The 16,641-nt window shown below is 57.0% G+C and carries 17 protein-coding genes and 1 other RNA gene; 5 read left to right on the top strand and 13 right to left on the bottom strand.

Annotated elements, in window-relative coordinates:
- Positions 1 to 27: 27 nt before the first annotated feature.
- The 5 genes from GBK02_RS04670 to GBK02_RS04650 form a co-directional block, all read right to left on the bottom strand.
- Positions 28 to 930 carry a site-specific integrase gene (locus GBK02_RS04670; protein ID WP_203468588.1) on the bottom strand — a complete coding sequence of 301 codons (903 nt, stop codon included), beginning with the start codon at positions 928 to 930 and terminating at the stop codon, positions 28 to 30.
- Between the two features lie 23 nt (positions 931 to 953).
- A complete protein-coding gene (locus GBK02_RS04665; RefSeq protein ID WP_203468587.1) occupies positions 954 to 1,301 on the bottom strand; it encodes a hypothetical protein in 348 nt (115 codons plus the stop codon).
- 1 nt (position 1,302) lies between these two features.
- Positions 1,303 to 2,394 carry a replication initiation factor gene (locus GBK02_RS04660; RefSeq protein WP_203468586.1) on the bottom strand — a complete coding sequence of 364 codons (1,092 nt, stop codon included), beginning with the start codon at positions 2,392 to 2,394 and terminating at the stop codon, positions 1,303 to 1,305.
- A 379-nt stretch (positions 2,395 to 2,773) separates the two neighbouring features.
- Positions 2,774 to 3,589 carry a hypothetical protein gene (locus tag GBK02_RS04655; RefSeq protein WP_203468585.1) on the bottom strand — a complete coding sequence of 272 codons (816 nt, stop codon included), beginning with the start codon at positions 3,587 to 3,589 and terminating at the stop codon, positions 2,774 to 2,776.
- Positions 3,590 to 3,654: 65 nt separating this feature from the next.
- On the bottom strand, positions 3,655 to 4,170 hold the full coding sequence (locus GBK02_RS04650) for an RDD family protein (protein ID WP_203468584.1): 516 nt from the start codon (positions 4,168 to 4,170) through the stop codon (positions 3,655 to 3,657).
- A gap of 322 nt (positions 4,171 to 4,492) precedes the next feature.
- Here GBK02_RS04650 and GBK02_RS04645 point away from each other — a divergent pair, with 322 nt between their 5' ends.
- On the top strand, positions 4,493 to 4,711 hold the full coding sequence (locus GBK02_RS04645; RefSeq protein ID WP_203468583.1) for a YdcH family protein: 219 nt from the start codon (positions 4,493 to 4,495) through the stop codon (positions 4,709 to 4,711).
- A gap of 104 nt (positions 4,712 to 4,815) precedes the next feature.
- Here GBK02_RS04645 and GBK02_RS04640 read toward each other — a convergent pair whose 3' ends face one another.
- Positions 4,816 to 5,070: a hypothetical protein gene (locus GBK02_RS04640; protein ID WP_203468582.1), complete on the bottom strand. Its 255-nt coding sequence runs from the start codon at positions 5,068 to 5,070 to the stop codon at positions 4,816 to 4,818.
- Positions 5,071 to 5,241: 171 nt separating this feature from the next.
- On the opposite strand from GBK02_RS04640, the gene GBK02_RS04635 reads away from it, so the two are divergent.
- On the top strand, positions 5,242 to 6,045 hold the full coding sequence (locus GBK02_RS04635) for an ABC transporter substrate-binding protein (RefSeq protein ID WP_203468581.1): 804 nt from the start codon (positions 5,242 to 5,244) through the stop codon (positions 6,043 to 6,045).
- Between the two features lie 58 nt (positions 6,046 to 6,103).
- Here GBK02_RS04635 and GBK02_RS04630 read toward each other — a convergent pair whose 3' ends face one another.
- The 4 genes from GBK02_RS04630 to GBK02_RS04615 form a co-directional block, all read right to left on the bottom strand.
- The gene (locus GBK02_RS04630) at positions 6,104 to 6,907 is read right to left on the bottom strand and encodes an anti-sigma factor (protein ID WP_203468580.1); all 804 of its coding nucleotides are present in this window, start codon (positions 6,905 to 6,907) and stop codon (positions 6,104 to 6,106) included.
- Positions 6,904 to 7,404 carry an RNA polymerase sigma factor gene (locus GBK02_RS04625; protein ID WP_203468579.1) on the bottom strand — a complete coding sequence of 167 codons (501 nt, stop codon included), beginning with the start codon at positions 7,402 to 7,404 and terminating at the stop codon, positions 6,904 to 6,906. The genes GBK02_RS04630 and GBK02_RS04625 overlap by 4 nt, the downstream gene beginning before the upstream one ends.
- 9 nt (positions 7,405 to 7,413) lie before the next feature.
- Positions 7,414 to 7,800 carry a hypothetical protein gene (locus GBK02_RS04620; RefSeq protein WP_203468578.1) on the bottom strand — a complete coding sequence of 129 codons (387 nt, stop codon included), beginning with the start codon at positions 7,798 to 7,800 and terminating at the stop codon, positions 7,414 to 7,416.
- 77 nt (positions 7,801 to 7,877) lie between these two features.
- Positions 7,878 to 9,020, bottom strand: a complete 1,143-nt coding sequence (locus GBK02_RS04615; protein WP_203468577.1) for a class I SAM-dependent methyltransferase — start codon at positions 9,018 to 9,020, stop codon at positions 7,878 to 7,880.
- 155 nt (positions 9,021 to 9,175) lie between these two features.
- On the opposite strand from GBK02_RS04615, the gene GBK02_RS16830 reads away from it, so the two are divergent.
- Entirely contained in the window at positions 9,176 to 12,382 is a 3,207-nt protein-coding gene (locus tag GBK02_RS16830; RefSeq protein ID WP_239003172.1) for a Cache 3/Cache 2 fusion domain-containing protein, read from the top strand.
- Between the two features lie 21 nt (positions 12,383 to 12,403).
- Here GBK02_RS16830 and rnpB read toward each other — a convergent pair.
- Positions 12,404 to 12,800, bottom strand: an RNA gene (gene rnpB / locus GBK02_RS04595) — RNase P RNA component class A.
- A 10-nt stretch (positions 12,801 to 12,810) separates the two neighbouring features.
- Positions 12,811 to 13,626, bottom strand: a complete 816-nt coding sequence (locus GBK02_RS04590; protein ID WP_203468576.1) for an AraC family transcriptional regulator — start codon at positions 13,624 to 13,626, stop codon at positions 12,811 to 12,813.
- 88 nt (positions 13,627 to 13,714) lie between these two features.
- Between GBK02_RS04590 and GBK02_RS04585 the strand changes: the two genes are divergently transcribed.
- A complete protein-coding gene (locus GBK02_RS04585) occupies positions 13,715 to 14,251 on the top strand; it encodes a peroxiredoxin-like family protein (protein WP_203468575.1) in 537 nt (178 codons plus the stop codon).
- A 22-nt stretch (positions 14,252 to 14,273) separates the two neighbouring features.
- Here the strand turns inward: GBK02_RS04585 and GBK02_RS04580 are convergent, their stop codons facing one another.
- Positions 14,274 to 14,744, bottom strand: a complete 471-nt coding sequence (locus GBK02_RS04580) for an Lrp/AsnC family transcriptional regulator (protein ID WP_203468574.1) — start codon at positions 14,742 to 14,744, stop codon at positions 14,274 to 14,276.
- Positions 14,745 to 14,915: 171 nt separating this feature from the next.
- On the opposite strand from GBK02_RS04580, the gene leuA reads away from it, so the two are divergent.
- Positions 14,916 to 16,610: a 2-isopropylmalate synthase gene (leuA, locus tag GBK02_RS04575; RefSeq protein ID WP_203468573.1), complete on the top strand. Its 1,695-nt coding sequence runs from the start codon at positions 14,916 to 14,918 to the stop codon at positions 16,608 to 16,610.
- Positions 16,611 to 16,641: the final 31 nt, after the last annotated feature.

Below are 16,641 nucleotides of genomic sequence, written 5' to 3'. Positions count from 1 at the left end.
ATAAAACCAAAGACTTACGAGCCGCCACTAGGCGGCTCTGGTCTTTCCGTGACAGAAACGTGACATCTCTATCACGTTGCCACCCCGGCCATTCTCGATCCGAGAAGCCGCTGCCGACAGGTGCTCCGTAGAGTACTTGGCGTAGCGATCAACCATTTGCCGCGATTTCCATCCTCCCAAGTCTTTCAGCTCGTCGCAGGAGGTTCCCGCCTGCCGATGCCAAGAGGCCCAGGTATGCCGCAGATCATGGAATCGAAGATCGACCAGCCCCGCCCTTGCTAACGCTTTGTGCCACCCGGTATTGGTCAATTCCCAACGAATGGGTTTCCCCCGGTACGTAAAGCAATATTGCGGATGCTTGCCGATCTGCTCTTCCAGCACGGCCATTGCATCACTATTCAACGGGACACCTCGCGGCGTGCCATTCTTGGTTTGGTTTAGCCAAGCGGTATGCCGGGCCAAATCCACTCGATTCCACTCCAGTCCGGCAATCTCGCGTGCACGACACCCTGTTGCCAGGGCATAGCGAACCAATGCCGCCAAATGAGGCGCACAAGCCGCAATCAGCCTGTCTGCCTCTTCCCTGTTCAGCCAGCGATCCCGCTCAACCTCTCCGGGTAATAGCCGAATCTTCGGGATGCAGTCGATCCATTGCCATTCATCCCGCGCCATGCGGAGAATGGCTCGCATCAAGGCCAAGTGGCGATTGACCGTAGCAATTGCCTTGCCTTGGGCCATCTCCCCTTGCACCACCGCCCAAACCGTATCGCCGTTAATGTCGTTCAACAGCTTGTCGCCCAGGTAGGCATCCAAGCGCCGACAGTTCCCTTGATACTGCTTGATATCTCGAAGCGTTGCTTTCACCTGAAGAAATCGAACGACCGCCTCTTTCCAGGAGCGTTTAGGCTTGATCCCCAAATACGAGGCCATGTAGGCATCGTGCACAAGCTTGGCTAAGTAGGCTTCGGCTTGTTCTTGGTTGTCAGTCCCAGCGCTTTGGCGTATTCGAGTTCCATCCGGGAGCGTTGCTGAAATCCACCAGAACTTTGAATCTGGTCGCCGATAGACTCCGTTTTCACGGGCCATAAGGTTTTCTCCTTTCCGGCCCGCCAATGCTCGCGCTGTTTATACTCGTCAAGCCAGCCATCCAAGTCAAGCTTGTCATAAACACAACGCCGCCCCAGCTTGATGGCCGGGACATTCAATTCGGTGAGCAGCGTAATCCCGATGCCGAGATACGCCGCCGCCTGTTCCTTGGACAGACACCGAGCTGCAGGCAAAGGCAGGCCGTTGTCGTCCATATCAGTTCCCCGAAGCCTTGCGGTATGCCCTTGCCTGCTCTTCCAGCTCCTTAGCTTGGCGTTTTGCTTCCTGTTCCGGGTCGTTGATGGCCGTGTTGTACTGGCGATGCTTCAGGGCGAGCTTTTCGGCAATGAAGGCATCGAAAGACAGCCCCAGCTCATAGGCTTTCTGCTCGTGATAGGCATAGGCATTTGCTAGGAAATCTTCTGCCCCTTCATACAACTCCCCCGCCGGAAAACCATGCTTAGCCATGTAGGAAAGAATGGCGCTGTAGGCAATCTGGAAAAGTTTGTGGTCGTTGGGGCTACGGGCGGGACTGAAGCGCTTGCTAAGCGGCCCCCCTTTGCCTTCCCAATCCACCGACGACAGCCAATCCCACAGCGGATGAGTCGGCCAGCGGGAACGGGTCTTGTCCTCATCGCTGGGCAACGTAAGGCGCAGCCATTCGGTAGTGGAATAGCTCCACAGGCCATTCAGATGATTGAGCACTTCATAGAGTTTAGAAAGGTTCTTCTGAGTCAGAACTTCTCGCTTCAACTCGAACTCAAGCCGCCAGATCACGCCTTGGCCGTTCCATCCGGCTTTCTGCCACAGAGGAAGAATCCAATCCTTGCCGCTGACGATAATTTCCAACAGCTTGTTATAGAGGCGAGCTGAGATCACTCCGCCCAAACCTACGGACCACCCAGAGAAGTTCCCGGACACGGCATAGGCATTGATCGAAGACGCCCGCGTCACCCAGGCATGGCGATCCCAACTTTCCATGTTTACCGAGGTCTGAAAATCGACAAACAAGTCGATCCGACTGACGTTGGCCGATTCCTTGACCTCCCCCAATTGGGACAGCAACTCGTAAAGATGCTTTTCGGCTTCAACAGGTCCGACATGCGCGAGATACACCGCCGATACCTTGACGTAGGCCATTGGGGCTTTATGGCCGGGCCGGGAGAGCTGAATGCGAAAAGCAGCATCTTCGAGGATGTAAGGAAAGAGCGAAGCGCCTCTTTCCTTCACTTCGAAAATGTGATTTCCAAGTGACAGCTGGGCCTTGGATACGCTACCGGGTTCAGGTGACTGGGCGAGCTGCTTCAATTCCTTGAGGCGGACATCCGACTCTCGGGAGAGCTCGCCGGGATAGGAGAGATAAAGACTATCTACCCCCAGCGCAAAGCCTTGAAATAGCCATCATTGCAGTTATAGGGTGCTGTGTTACTAGGGGGCGCACCCTCAAAAGCAAGTTCCGCCGCTTCACGGTCCCCGTCCGCCCGCGCTTCGCGCGCGGTGCGGGCGGGGCTGCGTGAAGTGGCGGTCGAATGTTGTTCTTGGTGCTGCGGCTGGCTATCACTGCCAGGATAATTTTTCGGTGACATATCCGTATCCTTTTGGACTGCCAGGTGCCAAATGGCCCCTGAAGCGGATACGGATTTTGTAGATCGACGGGACTATGCGCCGTGAGCAAAAATCGTATTTTTCAGCTAACAGCCTTTTGCTTCATGAACTGATAGGCAAACTGACGGAGGTTCTCCTCCACATCACCAACATCATCATTTCGATCCTTTGCTACAAGCGCCAACTCATCAACGAAAAGACGGTACAAATCCTTTGCACTTAATTTGTCGGCACCGACTTCCTTTAAGACTTGGAGAGTCAAACGCATCTGCTGATAATTTTTTTGCTCCCGGAGGGTTAGTTTCCCTACCAAAGCTCGTCTTAACCTTTTCAGGAATTGATCATCATTCAAAAGCACTCTCTGGCTGACATAGGCATTTATTGTTGAGCAAGCCAAGATCGTTTGGTCAATTTTTACTGCGGCCAGCAGAGCTTTTTCCGATCGACTACCGCCATCCCGAACAATCGCTACTAGATCATTCAGATAAAGACCAAAAATCTTCAATGAACGAAAAGAGAGCATGAGGGAATAGCTGAACGCAAATATCGCTGCCAGTGACTTCCGAATTTCCTCCTTTTCGGCGAGATTTGGCTCCCAAGCATTCATCTTTACATCAAATGCATTCATGGCATCTTGCATAAATTGAATTTGGTTCTGCGATTTTGAAATCTGCCGAATAAATTCAACACCTCCCAATAGCTCGACACCTTGGGTAGCATGCTGGAGGATGGGCAACTCGTAAAGATGACTCCAAGCCGGCTTCAAACAATCGGGGGCAAAGAGACGCTCTTTCGCTTGGAAAAGGACATCCCTAGCTTCAAAAAACTCGACATCAAATGCATCGGCCAAATCAAGAAATAGATGCAAATCATGAGATGAAAATTTACCAAAATTCATTTTTTTCGAAGCAACGAGCGAAAAACATTTCGATCTACTTTGAACCTGAGCGGGCATCAAAAATACTATTCAGCGGGTTCAATGTTGCGCGTATCAGAAGATTTTACGCTTGTATCAGAGAGGGGATTAAGCTGAACAACCATTGTGCCAGCAACCAAGTCATGTAAGCAGCGACGGTTTTTATTAAAAATAAAAAGGCAATCAGCCATCCAAAATACCCAGCCAAGATAAGGAATAAGATAGAGCAGGCTTGGTAACCACCATCGCTTAAAAACGGCCCTTGCGAACCCTGAATTGCTTGCCTCGGGAAAAGTTACGACTCGCAACTTCAGCATTTTTTTCCCGATACTCTGCCCTGTCAATGAGAGCAACACAGCTTGATAAACAGGCACCCCTAGCACTATCGCAATAGCTACAAAGATACCAAAAATGGATAGAAGATTTGTAGTATCTAAGGTTTTAATAATTTGACTACCTAGAAATAAGGCAGCGATTCCGATCAATAAATCAATCAAATAGGCAAGCACTCTTGATTTTATGGGTGCAAGGCAACTTGATGCAGGCAATATAGGGGGTGCCATTAACTACTCCTCTGCTATTGCGCAAAATTATATGGCATACAAACTAAAAGCACCTGGCTGATTGGAGAATGTGACAAAAAACCCGCCTTTCGGCGGTTCCTGGCGAGCATTGACGAGCTAATCAATTGATTAAATTGGTTATTTTCACAAACTCATAATCCTTTGGTCCACGGTTCAAGTCCGTGCGGGCCCACCAAGTTCAAAAAGCCATCCTTCGGGGTGGCTTTTTGCTGTCCGCAAGCCGTCAGAGACTGGAATCACTCATGTATTGCTCGTACAATCGAGTGGCAAGTTATCAAGAAGTCACTTTTGGAGTAAGAACATGTTTCCCGAATACCGCGATCTGATTACCCAACTCAAGACGACTGACCGCCACTTCCTCAACGTCTTCGACAAGCACAACGAGCTGGATCAGAAGATCAAGAATATGGAAGCTCGCCTGGAGCCGGCGACGCACGATGAAATCGAAGTACTGAAGAAGGAAAAGCTGTCGCTCAAGGATGAGGTTTACGGCTTGTTGCGCAAAGCCAGCGCCGCCTGAAATACAGCTTCTGCGGTCGTCGACCGCAACACGTCGCACACTGTAGCCCCGGCCATGATGCCGGGGTTTTTCATAGGGCGATCAGGAAAATACGGCGGCTGTTCCTAGTCCTGAACCTTGCGCCAGCCCCGGCTTTCCATGCAGGAAAACATGCGGCGCACGGTTTCGTTGGTCACTGCACCGGATGATCCGGCATAAGTCTTGGCCTTGCATTGCTGCAAGTCGAACTCATAAAGCTCATTACTGGCCCCGGCCTTTTCCCAATGCCACGACTGGCGTAAGGCACACGCCCCGGGTGCGAGCAATACGATGCACAGCATGCCGAGCAATATCGGTTGATGGCGATTGAGCGAATGCACAAGCGGCCCCCATGAACAGTTGAGGTTGCGAATAATAGCCGACCGGCGAAAGAAGCCCGCCTTCTGCCAGACAAACCGGCAATTCACAGCAACGATTAATCAACACAGCCCTTTGACCTGGCAAGCTGTTTGTGCAACATTGAGCAATCGATTGCACCAGATGCTCGCACCTTGAAACCTCGTTCTGCCGCTCTCTGCACTTTCCGCAAGCAACTGGCCTTTGTTGCGCTGGCGCTGGCATGCATCAGCGGCGCCATGGCAACCGAACTGACCATTCTGAGCGAGGAATGGCCACCGATCACATTTTCGAACAACAAAGTGCCAGACGGCATGGCTGTCGAGGTCGTCAACGCAATTCAAGCACGCCTTGGCAATCCGCAAGCCATCGCCATCGTGCCATTTGCCCGGGCTTACTCACTGCTCCTTTCAACCCCCAATATCATGCTGTTCACGATCGGGCGCAGTGATGAGCGGGAAAAACTGATGACTCTGCTTGGCCCGATTGCCATTGCCAAGACACAAGTATTCACGCGCAAGGGCAATGCCGCCCGACTGATCGCCCAGGGCGATGCCATTCACAAACTGCCGATCAGCACCTACCGCCACAGCATTTTCGCGAAAACGGCGGAAATCCAGGGATTTACGGCCATTGAGCTGGCTGCGACACCGCAAATCACGGCCAACATGCTGATGCGCGGACGGGTCGAAATGTGGGTCGACGGCAGCCTGGCAATTCCAGCCATACTCAAGGAGGCCGGCTATTCGATCGACGATGTCGAACCGGTGATGACACTCGACAGCCTTGAGCTCTATCTGGCTTTCTCGCCCGGCACCAACAGCCAGACAATCAACGCCTGGGAAAAGACGCTACGCGACATGAAGCAGGATGGGACTTTCGGGCGGATTCACCAGAAATGGCTTGGCCGCGAACCGGTGCCGCTGGAAACCCGACGTCTCGGCCTGAGCCCACGCTGAAAGAGTGCTGCGGTCAACGGGGCTGCAACCTCCAAAACCACCACCCGCATCGGCAACCCTATTTTTTCTCCAGCTGATCATAAACAGCCGTCGCAATGCGGGCCAGATCGCCCTTGGCAATCCCGCCCGACAAGGCATAACCGAACTGCCCATCAACCCAGTAAAAGACGTTGACCGCCCCCTCCTCGGCAAAGCGGAAACCGGTGTCGTGCCGGGCCTGGCTTTCGGTCGTGACATACAAGGTCAGACGCTGGCCGCTGGCCTCCTGATACATGAACTGGGCGACCGGCCCGCTATTCCCCGGCAACAGACGTCCACCGATCAATTCGTACCCCAGGTTGCCCAGCTTCGGGGGCTGGACCGGCTTGCCCAAGCGCTTCGACAGCCACTTGACCAGCTGCTCCTCCTGCTCCGCCGCAACCTCGACCGGACGCCGCACATCCGGGCTGTAAACAACGTGGGCAACAGCCGCCTGACGTGGCAACGGCACCGCCTGGGCGCTCAATTCCGTCGCCCGATACTGGGCATGCCCCAGCCAGCCGCCGAGACCGCCGAGTGCAGCAATCAGCAAGCCGGCCGCGATGCGATCAAGCGACCAGCGCGTCAAAAACGAGGGCTTGGCGAGGTCGACCGCAGCAACCGCCGGCTCGCTCAATGCCCGCAAATGTGCTGGCACAGGCTCGTCGAGTACCGGATCAAACAAGGCCTTGAGCGCCTGGTTCTGAGCCCGATAAAGCCGGACACGCTCCGCTTCCTCCGGACTGGCCGCCAGATAAGCCTCGACCGCCTGACGCCGGGACTCGGGTAAAGCACCGTCGACATAAGCGAGCACTTCGCTTTCGTGTATTGAATCCGTCTTCATCGCACCAGCCTCAAGGCGCCTCCCGGCATATCGCCGGCCATCAGCAAACGCAAGCGCTCGCGACCGCGCGACAAGCGCGACATGACCGTGCCCAATGGAATATTCAGCGATGCCGAAATCTCGGCATAACTCATCTCCTCCAGGGCGATGAGCAGCAAGATTTCACGCTGTTCGTCAGGCAACAGTTGCAGTGCCGCGGCAATATCCATCACTTCAAGTTTGTCGGTTTGGGTCGGACGCGTCGCCACCTCATGCGCGGCATCGTCGATCGAATCGGTCGGCAATGCGGGCCGGCGCAATTGATCGACCCGCAAGTTGTGCATGATGCTGAACAGCCAGGCTCGCAAATCACTGCCGGCCCGCCACTGTGCCAACCGCGACCAGGCACGTTCCAGCGTGTCCTGCACCAGATCATCGGCGGCCGCACGATCGTGCAACATGGCCCGTGCGTAACGGCGCAGACGGGGCAGTTCGGTAAGGATCGCGCGGCTGTCCACAGATTCGACTCAGGGTCGGACAACACGCCAGGCGTTATTGAAGCCATCGCCGGTCATATCACCCGGTTTCTGGTCCTTGACCCAGTAGTACAGCGGCTTGCCTTTCAAGGCCCACTGTTTCTTTCCGTCATCGCGACTGACCAGGCTGTAGTCACCGCCGGCGACTTCACCTTCGGCCGCATACAGCGGCGGCCAATTGCCGGCGCAGGGACCGTTGCAGACCGACTTGCCGCTCCCGACCGGATCTTTATCGAAGGTATAGAGCGTCATGCCCGTGCTGCCGGTCAACACGCCATTGGCCACCATCACCGGCGCGCCAGGACGAGCGTCGAGAACCGAGCAAGCCGTCAACCAGATCGGGACGGACAAGGCGCACATCAGTTTTTTCGTGTTCATGATCATCTCCGTGTGTTTTTGGGGGCTACACCGGGATAAACGGCAGGCGGGCTGTTTTTATTCCCGCCAGCACAAAATCATGCCGCACCAAGCCGCCACAGCGAAGTAATCTCGGCTGCACGAGCCGCATGTAAAGGATCATTCGGGTCGCGCGCCTTGGGGTGCTTCGGGCGGGTATCGAGGCGGCCGAGCACTTTCAGCCCGGCGGCGGCAATCCAGCCCAGCAACTGCTCGCGAGAACGCAGGCCAAGGTGTTCCGCCAGATCGGAAATGATCAGCCACCCCTCGCCGCCCGGCGCCAGATGCGCTGCCAAGCCATTCAGGAAACCGCGCAACATCTGCGAATCGGGATCGTAAACCGCATACTCGACCGGCGAACTCGGCTGAGCCGGCACCCAGGGCGGATTGCAGACAATCAGCGGCGCACGTCCAGCCGGAAAAAGATCGGCCTTCAACACCTCGACTGCTGCGGTCAACCCGAGATTTTGGGCATTTCCACTGGCGCAGGCCAACGCACGCTCATCCATATCGGTGGCGACAACGCGCGCAATGCCGCGACGAGCAAGCACGCAAGCCAGAACACCGGAGCCGGTACCAATATCGAAAGCCAGCTGACACCCGGCTGGCAGTGGCGCTTTGGCCAGCAAGTCGACGTACTCGCCACGCACCGGCGAAAAAACACCGAAATGCGGATGAATCCGAGCCCCGAGCGCCGGCACCAGCGCGCCTTTCTTGCGCCACTCCCAGGCGCTGACCAGCGCCAGCAAGCCACGCAGGGAAATCAGCGAGTCGCCGCTTTCCGGCCCCAATGCGGCGCGGCAAGCGTCACGCACATCCTGCCCGCGGCGCAGTGCAATTGAATAATCGGCCCGCAAAGGCACCAGCACGGAGGCCAGGATAGCGGCTCGCCGCCCCTGATTCTGCCGATGCTGTTCAAATGCCTCGGCCAGCGTCAGCGGCTTTTTGGTTGCACCTTCACGTGGTTTGCGGTCAGCCCGCCGGGCCAGCGCCTGCAGCAAATTACGCGCGTTCTGGTAATCGCCCCGCCAGAGAATCGCCGTTCCCTGAACGGCAAGGCGGTAGGCTGCATCGGCCGTTATCGTATCGTCCCCCGGCACGATGCATTCAGGGGGAGGCAAGGCCGCCTCGGAACGCCAGCGGACAGCGTGTTCAACACCGTCTTCAAGCCAGCGCGCGACAGGAAAGTTAGTCTCGGTCATGCCGCATTGTAGGGGAGAAAACAAACGGCTGCGCAGCCTTGGCCGAAAGCTGCCAACAATGTGGTGGCGGTGATTCCCGGAACTCGAACAAGAGTATTGAATTGGGCAAAACTCAGGTAACCTGTGCCAGCCCGATCCATTCTAACTCGATAAAAATGCGCACCAATCTTCCGGTCACCCACAGAGAAATCGCGATTACCGATCAGCATCGGATTGTTTCAAAGACAGACCTGAAAGGGCGAATCACTTACATCAACAAGGATTTTGTCGAGATCAGCGGTTTCTCTGAACAGGAACTGATCGGCCAAGCCCACAATATCGTTCGCCACCCCGACATGCCGGAGGCCGCCTTTGCCGATCTCTGGCGCGACCTGAAAGCCGGACGCCCATGGATCGGGCTGGTCAAGAACCGCTGCAAGAACGGCGATCACTACTGGGTCGAAGCACATGTCTCCCCGGTGCTGGAGGATGGGCAAGTCACCGGCTACCTGTCGGTACGCCGCCGGGCCAGCCAGGCGGCGATTGAGGCAAGCCACCAGGCGTACCAGGCACTCCGCGAAGGGCGCATGCCGGGCAAGACGATTGCGCACGGCAAACTGGCCAGCACCGGCCTGCTCGCAACCTGGAAAGACCGCCTGTCGCACATGCCGATTTCCCTGCGTTTTCTGCTCCCGAGCATTGCTGCGCTACTGCTTGTGATGGCCGCGACAACCTTCTTTGTCGGCCAGCAAATCAAGCAGCAACTCAGTGCAGCCGGCGAAGATGATTTGAAGCAACGCGTCCAACTAGTGCATGCCATGATGGAAAGCACGGTCGATGCGGTCGAACGCGAAGCAAGTCGCCTGCTCGACATCTATGCCGCGCGCTATAGCGGAAGTTTCACGGTCGACGAAGGTAACGGCACGGTTCCGCTGCTGCGCCACAACAAGATCGTGGTCAACGACCGCCATGATGAAGAAGATGCTTTCGCTAGAATCACCCACGGTCCGACCGCCACGGTGCTGGTACGGCGCGGCAACGAATTTGTCCGGATCGCCACCTCGCAGAAAAACGACAAGGGCGAACGGGTGATTCTCACGGCGCTCGACAAGGAAAGCCCGGCAACAGAACAGCTTCTTGCCGGCAAAACCTATATCGGGCGTACGACCAGCCAGGGCAAGGACCGTGTTTCCGCCCTGAAGCCGATCAAGGATGAAAACGGAAAAGTCATCGGGGCATTCGGCATCGGCTATTTCATCACCCAGGAAATGACCACCCTGCGTGATCGCATCAAGGCAATCAGGATCGGGCAATCCGGTTACGTCTACGTCATCGACGCCCAACCCGGAAAACGCCTGGGTGAGTTGTTCATCCACCCGGCCAAGGAAGGCAGCAATGTGCTGGAATCCAAGGATGCCGGCGGCCACGCCTTCATCCGCGAAATGCTGGAGCGCCGCGAAGGGACGATTCGCTACCCATGGCAAAACACCGAACTGGGTGAAACAGCAACGCGCGAAAAAATCGTTGCCTTCCAAACCCTGGCCAAATGGAACCTGCTGATCGGCGGGGGCACCTATCTCGACGAATTCGACCAGGTTTCGAAACGCCTCTACATCAGCCTGATCATCGCCGGCGCCCTGGTCGTCACGGCACTGACCCTGATCATGCTCTGGATTTCGCGCCAGGTCGTTGTCCGCCGCCTCAACGCCTCGCTCGATTGCCTGCATGCCCTATCCACGGGCCGCTACGATTCGGTCATCGACATTTCGACCCATGACGAACTGGGCAAGGTCATGCAAGGTCTGGAAAGCATGCAAAACCGGATGGGCTTCGAAGTCTCCGAGGCACGTCGCCAGGCCGATGAAATGACACGCATCAAGATCGGCCTGGACAACGTCGCGACCAATGTTCGTATTGCCGATAACGAAGGTACCGTCCTTTATATCAACCATGCGCTGCACAAGACCTTCAGCGCTGATGCGGCCGCCTTCAGGAAGATGGACCCGACCTTCGACCCGGAAAAACTGATCGGCTACGACGTCTGTCGTCTTTACGCCGACCCGCATGCCGCCCGACAACGGCTGCGCAACCTGTCGAGCAGCGCCCAGACACAAATGGTACTGGGCAGCCGGACCTATCGGGTAACCACAACCCCGGTCATCAGCGATGCCGGCGAGCGCCTTGGCTCGGTCGGCGAATGGCTGGACATTACGGATCAGTTGAATGCCGAGACCAAACTGACCGAAGTCATCCAGCAGGCGGCTGACGGCAATTTCTCGGTGCGCCTCGACCTAGCCAGCAAGGAAGCCTTCTTCACCCAGGTCGAAGCCCTGATCAACAAACTGCTGAGCAATGGCGAAAGTGCCTTGAACGAACTTTCCTCGGTGCTCTCATCGATTGCAGCGGGCGATCTGACCCGCCAGATCGCTTCGGATTACCACGGTGTTTTTGGTGAACTGAAAACCGACACCAACACCACTGTGAGCCGACTGAAAGAGATCGTCGGTCAAATCAAGGAGGCTGGCGACGCGATCAATCTGGCCTCGCAGGAAATCGCCAGCGGCAACAACGATCTTTCGCGCCGCACCGAAGAGCAAGCCAGCAGTCTGGAAGAAACCGCCAGCTCGATGGAGGAACTCAACACCACCGTCCGGCAAAACGCCGATAGTGCCAATCAGGCCCACCGACTGGCCAGCAACGCCAACCAGATTGCGTCGCAGAGCGGCGAGATGGTCGGTCGAGTGGTTGCCACCATGAGCGACATCCAGAAAAGCTCGCACAAGATTGCCGACATCATCGGCGTCATCGACAGCATCGCCTTTCAAACCAACATTCTTGCGCTCAACGCAGCGGTCGAGGCGGCTCGCGCCGGCGAACAAGGGCGCGGCTTTGCCGTCGTGGCCACCGAAGTGCGCAACCTGGCCCAACGCAGCGGGCAAGCCGCCAAGGAAATTCGCGGCCTCATTTCGGAATCGGTCACCAAGGTCGATGGCGGCGTCAGCCTGGTACGGGAAACCGGCGAAACCATGAACAGCATGGTCATCTCGTTCCAGCAGGTTGCAGATCTGGTGACCAATATCGCCGAGGCCAGCAAGGAGCAAAGCACCGGGATCGATCAGGTGACCAATGCCGTGAGCCAGATGGACGAAGCCACCCAGCAGAATGCGGCGCTCGTTGAGCAAGCGGCAGCAGCGGCCGAGGCGCTTGAAGAGCAAGCCGGCGTCCTGGCCGACACGCTGGGTCGCTTCAAGCTTTCCGCCGCCGATGGCAAACCGAGCCCCAAACTGGCTCATGTACAACGAGCGCCGGTAGCGGCACCTCGCCGCCCAACCGTTCGTGCCTTGCCCGCCGCCCTCCAGGAAGATGAATGGGCCGAGTTCTGAGCAGATAAAACAGGGGTGTGAGTGGAAAGCCGGCCGATAAGCCGGGTTCTGTTCCCCCCTTGCGGGGTTCGGCAATCATTCCTCTAGGCCTGCCGTTACCGACAGGCTCAAGCAACCTACCCGGAAGCAGCGCGGGCCACGCCTCAGCTTCCCTATTTGGTCTTGCTCCGGATGGGGTTTGCCATGCCGCTGAACGTTACCGCCAGCGCGGTGAGCTCTTACCTCGCCGTTTCGCCCTTACCTGATCCCCTTGCGGGGCCATCGGCGGTTTATTTTCTGTTGCACTTTCCGTTGCCTTGAGTCGCTCAACTTTCGTCTCGCGACCGTATAGCACCCAGCCGTTAGCTGGCATCCTGCCCAATGGAGCCCGGACTTTCCTCCCGACACTTTCGTGTCCAGCGATTGCCTGGCCGACTTTCCGGGGCGGATTATACGCTGACCTTGCCCAAGCCTGCGGCCTGACGCGACAAGGCCCGCGACAAGGCCGTCGAACTGGCGTAACCGGATTCGCGTGCAGCACGCTTCAGACCATTGCCCAAATCGATTTCGCGCCGCGCGATAGCCAGGCGCAAGCGCGTCAAATAGGCGCCTGGAGCCACATTCATCAAGGTCTGGAAGCGCAACGCAAATGCTGTGCGCGACATGCCGGCAAGCTCGGCCAGTCCAGCCAGCGTCCAGGCCGCCGCAGGCTGCTCGTGGATAGCCACCAAAACACGAGCTATCCGCGGCTCGGCCAGGCCATTCAACATTCCCGAAGGTAGCCGTGGATTAGCCACCAGATGGCGCAACAAGCCGATGAACAGCATCTCACCGGCTCGCGCCAGCATAGCTGGCTGACCACAGCGCGGCGTAGTCATTTCTTCGGCAATCAGACGCACAACCAATTCCAGTTCGACACAACACGCATCCAGCCGAATCGATAACGGTTGCACAAAGGCTTCCAGCAGCAAATCCGCCGCTGGCCCCTCGAAGATCGCTTGCAGCCCGAACTGCCGATGCTCGCCCAAGACCGCCACAGGCTTCAGCGCAACCAATTGACTGGTTCGCCAGACAAGCAGGGCCGGCCCTTGCAAGGTCTCGGTCGAAGCTCCATGCCAGGTCAGTTCCAGCGCGCCTTCAAGTAGTAACTGCAGTTGCAGGCCATCAAGTGGCACCCCGGCCGAGACAGGCTCACCTTGACTGGAGAGCCGGATTTTCGGCGCGAGACCTGCAAGCAAAGCGGACAAGCGGTCCAGATGCGGCATAAAAATGAACGATTAGCTAACAATAGTGAATTTATTGTCGCAAAAAATCCCGCAAACTACTACCTCGTTCATTCTTCCGGAAACCGCCATGCTCATCCCACGTCACCCCGTCCCGGCACTTCAACTTGATACACTGGCCCATGGCCATTTTGACCTGGCGAAAGAAAGCGCCGCCAATTTCACGCTGATCGTGTTCTACCGCGGGCTTCATTGCCCACTTTGCGCCAAATATCTGATCGAACTGGAACGTCTCGTTCCCGAGTTCGAAGCACAGGGCGTCAGCGTCATCGCGCTTTCATCAGACAATGCCGAGCGAGCGGCAGCCATGGCCGACAAAATCAAGGCTCGCCACCTCCGCTTTGCCTACGGACTCAGCCTGGAAAAGGCCCGTTCCTGGGGACTCTACATTTCGTCCAGTCGCGGCAAGACTTCAATCGGTCTGGATGAGCCCAGCCTGTTCTCTGAACCGGGGGTATTCATGGTTCGCCCCGATGGGACGCTGTACTACGGGAATGTGCAGACCATGCCTTTTGCCCGCCCCAATTTCTCTGATCTGCTGGGCGGACTTGCCTTCATTCTGGCCAACGATTATCCGGCACGTGGCGAATACACCGGAGCGCTTTAAACCAACGCTCCCGAATCCATGGTCAGGCGGCAGCCAACGGCAGGCTGCTGCGGTCGACTACCTTGCGCAGCACAAAACTGGTGTGCACACCGGTCACCCCCTGGATTCGGGTAATTTTATTGAGTAATAAATCCTGATAGGCGTCCATGTCGCGCACCACCACTTTCAGCTGGTAGTCCGATTGCTGGCCGGTAATCAACAGACATTCGAGGATTTCCGGTATTTCCCCAATCGCCGCTTCAAGATTGGCAAAACGCTCCGGCGTGTGCTGGTCCATTGAAATACCGATCAGCGCCATCAGCGACAAGCCCAGCTTTTTGGCATCGAGCATGGCCCGGTAACCGGTAATCAAGCCCGACTCCTCCAGCACACGCACCCGGCGCAGACAAGGCGATGCGGACAAGCCGATACGGTCGGCCAGGTCTTGATTGCTGATCCGGCCATCCTGCTGCAGCACCGCCAGAATCAGGCGGTCATAACGATCGATTTCCATAAAATTTCCAACCCAATGAATACTCAGAAATTTTACGCCACAAACAAAACAAAATACGGCAGAAAATTGCCAAAACAACGTATTTTAAAGATAAATACGCAAGCACCTGCCGGGCATCTTTGCGTAATATTCGTCCATCGAATCAACGCCGTCTGCCCAGGAGTCCGCATCATGTCGCAAGCATCCATCGCCAAGTACACGCCCTTCCCGCCCGTGCAAATCACCGACCGCCAATGGCCGGGCCGCACCATCACGCAGGCACCGATCTGGATGAGCACCGACCTGCGCGACGGCAATCAGGCGCTTTTCGAGCCGATGAATGGCGAAAAGAAGATGCGCATGTTCAAGACGCTCTGCGCCATCGGCTTCAAGGAAATTGAAATCGCCTTTCCGTCAGCCTCCGAAACCGAATTCGGCTTCGTTCGCGGCTTGATCGAAGGCGGCCACATTCCCGATGACGTAACCATCGAAGTCCTCACCCAGGCCCGCGAGCACCTCATTCGCCGCACCATGGAATCGATCAGGGGCGCCAAAACGGCCATCGTCCACGTCTATAACGCGACGTGCAAAAACTTCCGCGATAACGTTTTCGGCATGAGCAAGGCAGAAGTCGTCGCCATGGCAACCGATGCCGTGCGCCTTATCCGCACGCTTGCCGACGAAATGCCGGAAACGAAAATCACGCTCGAATACAGTCCGGAACTCTTCACCGCCACCGAACTCGACTTCGCCAAGGAAGTCTGCGATGCCGTGACGGAAACCTGGGGTGCTACGCCGCAGCGCAAGGTCATCCTCAATCTCCCGACCACGGTCGAGATCGCGACGCCCAACATCTACGCCGACCAGATCGAGTGGATGCACAAGAATCTCGCCCGCCGCGACAGCGTGCTCATCAGCCTCCACCCGCACAACGACCGCGGCACTGCCGTCGCCGCCGCCGAACTCGGTCTCATGGCCGGTGCCGACCGCGTTGAAGGTTGCCTCTTCGGCAATGGCGAACGGACCGGCAACGTCGACCTCGTCACCCTTGCCCTCAACATGCATACGCAAGGCGTCGATCCGCAGCTCGACTTTTCGGATATCAACGCCGTTGCCCGCACTTACGAACACTGTACCCAGCTCCCGATCCATCCACGCCACCCATACGTTGGGGATCTCGTTTTCACGGCCTTCTCCGGCTCCCACCAGGACGCCATCAAGAAGGGGTTTGCCGCTCAAAAGGCGGATGAGCAGTGGGCGGTGCCTTACCTTCCGATCGACCCGGCCGACGTTGGCCGCAGCTACGATTCGGTCATTCGGGTGAACAGCCAGTCGGGCAAGGGCGGCATTGCCTACCTCATGGAAACAGAGCACGGTATCGTCATGCCGCGCCGACTCCAGGTGGAATTCTCGGGCGTCGTCCAGCGACACACCGACACCCACGGCGGCGAAATGAGTGCCGACGACATCTGGGGCTTGTTCTCGAAGACCTACCTCGAAGCCGGCAGCCCGATTCTTTACCGCGAACACCATCTCTTCGAGCACGGCGGCGCCCAGGGCATCCGCATCAGTCTCGATATCGGCGGCACGTCGCACATCCTCAGCGGCGAAGGCAACGGCCCGATCAATGCTGCGGTCCACGCACTCCAGAGTGCCGGAATCAATATCCAGGTCCGCAGCTATGAAGAGCGTTCAATGGTGCCGATGGGTGAAGATGGCAATGCCCGGGCCTGCGCCTTCATGGAGATTGCCAGCACCGGCCGCGGTGAATGCTATGGCGTCGGGGTCGACAGCAACATCGTCACCGCCTCGATCAAAGCCTTGATCAGCGGCGCCAATCGCATCGGCGCAGCACAGGCCGACGCGCCGGGCGAGCAGGCTGCCTGAGTCGAAAAACCCGCCTCAACCCCTTGCGGCC

This window comes from Dechloromonas sp. TW-R-39-2 (genome assembly GCF_016864195.1).
Classification (GTDB): Bacteria; Pseudomonadota; Gammaproteobacteria; order Burkholderiales; family Rhodocyclaceae; genus Azonexus.
Note: the sequence above shows the minus strand (reverse complement) of the source record. Positions and strands in the feature narration are given on the sequence as shown.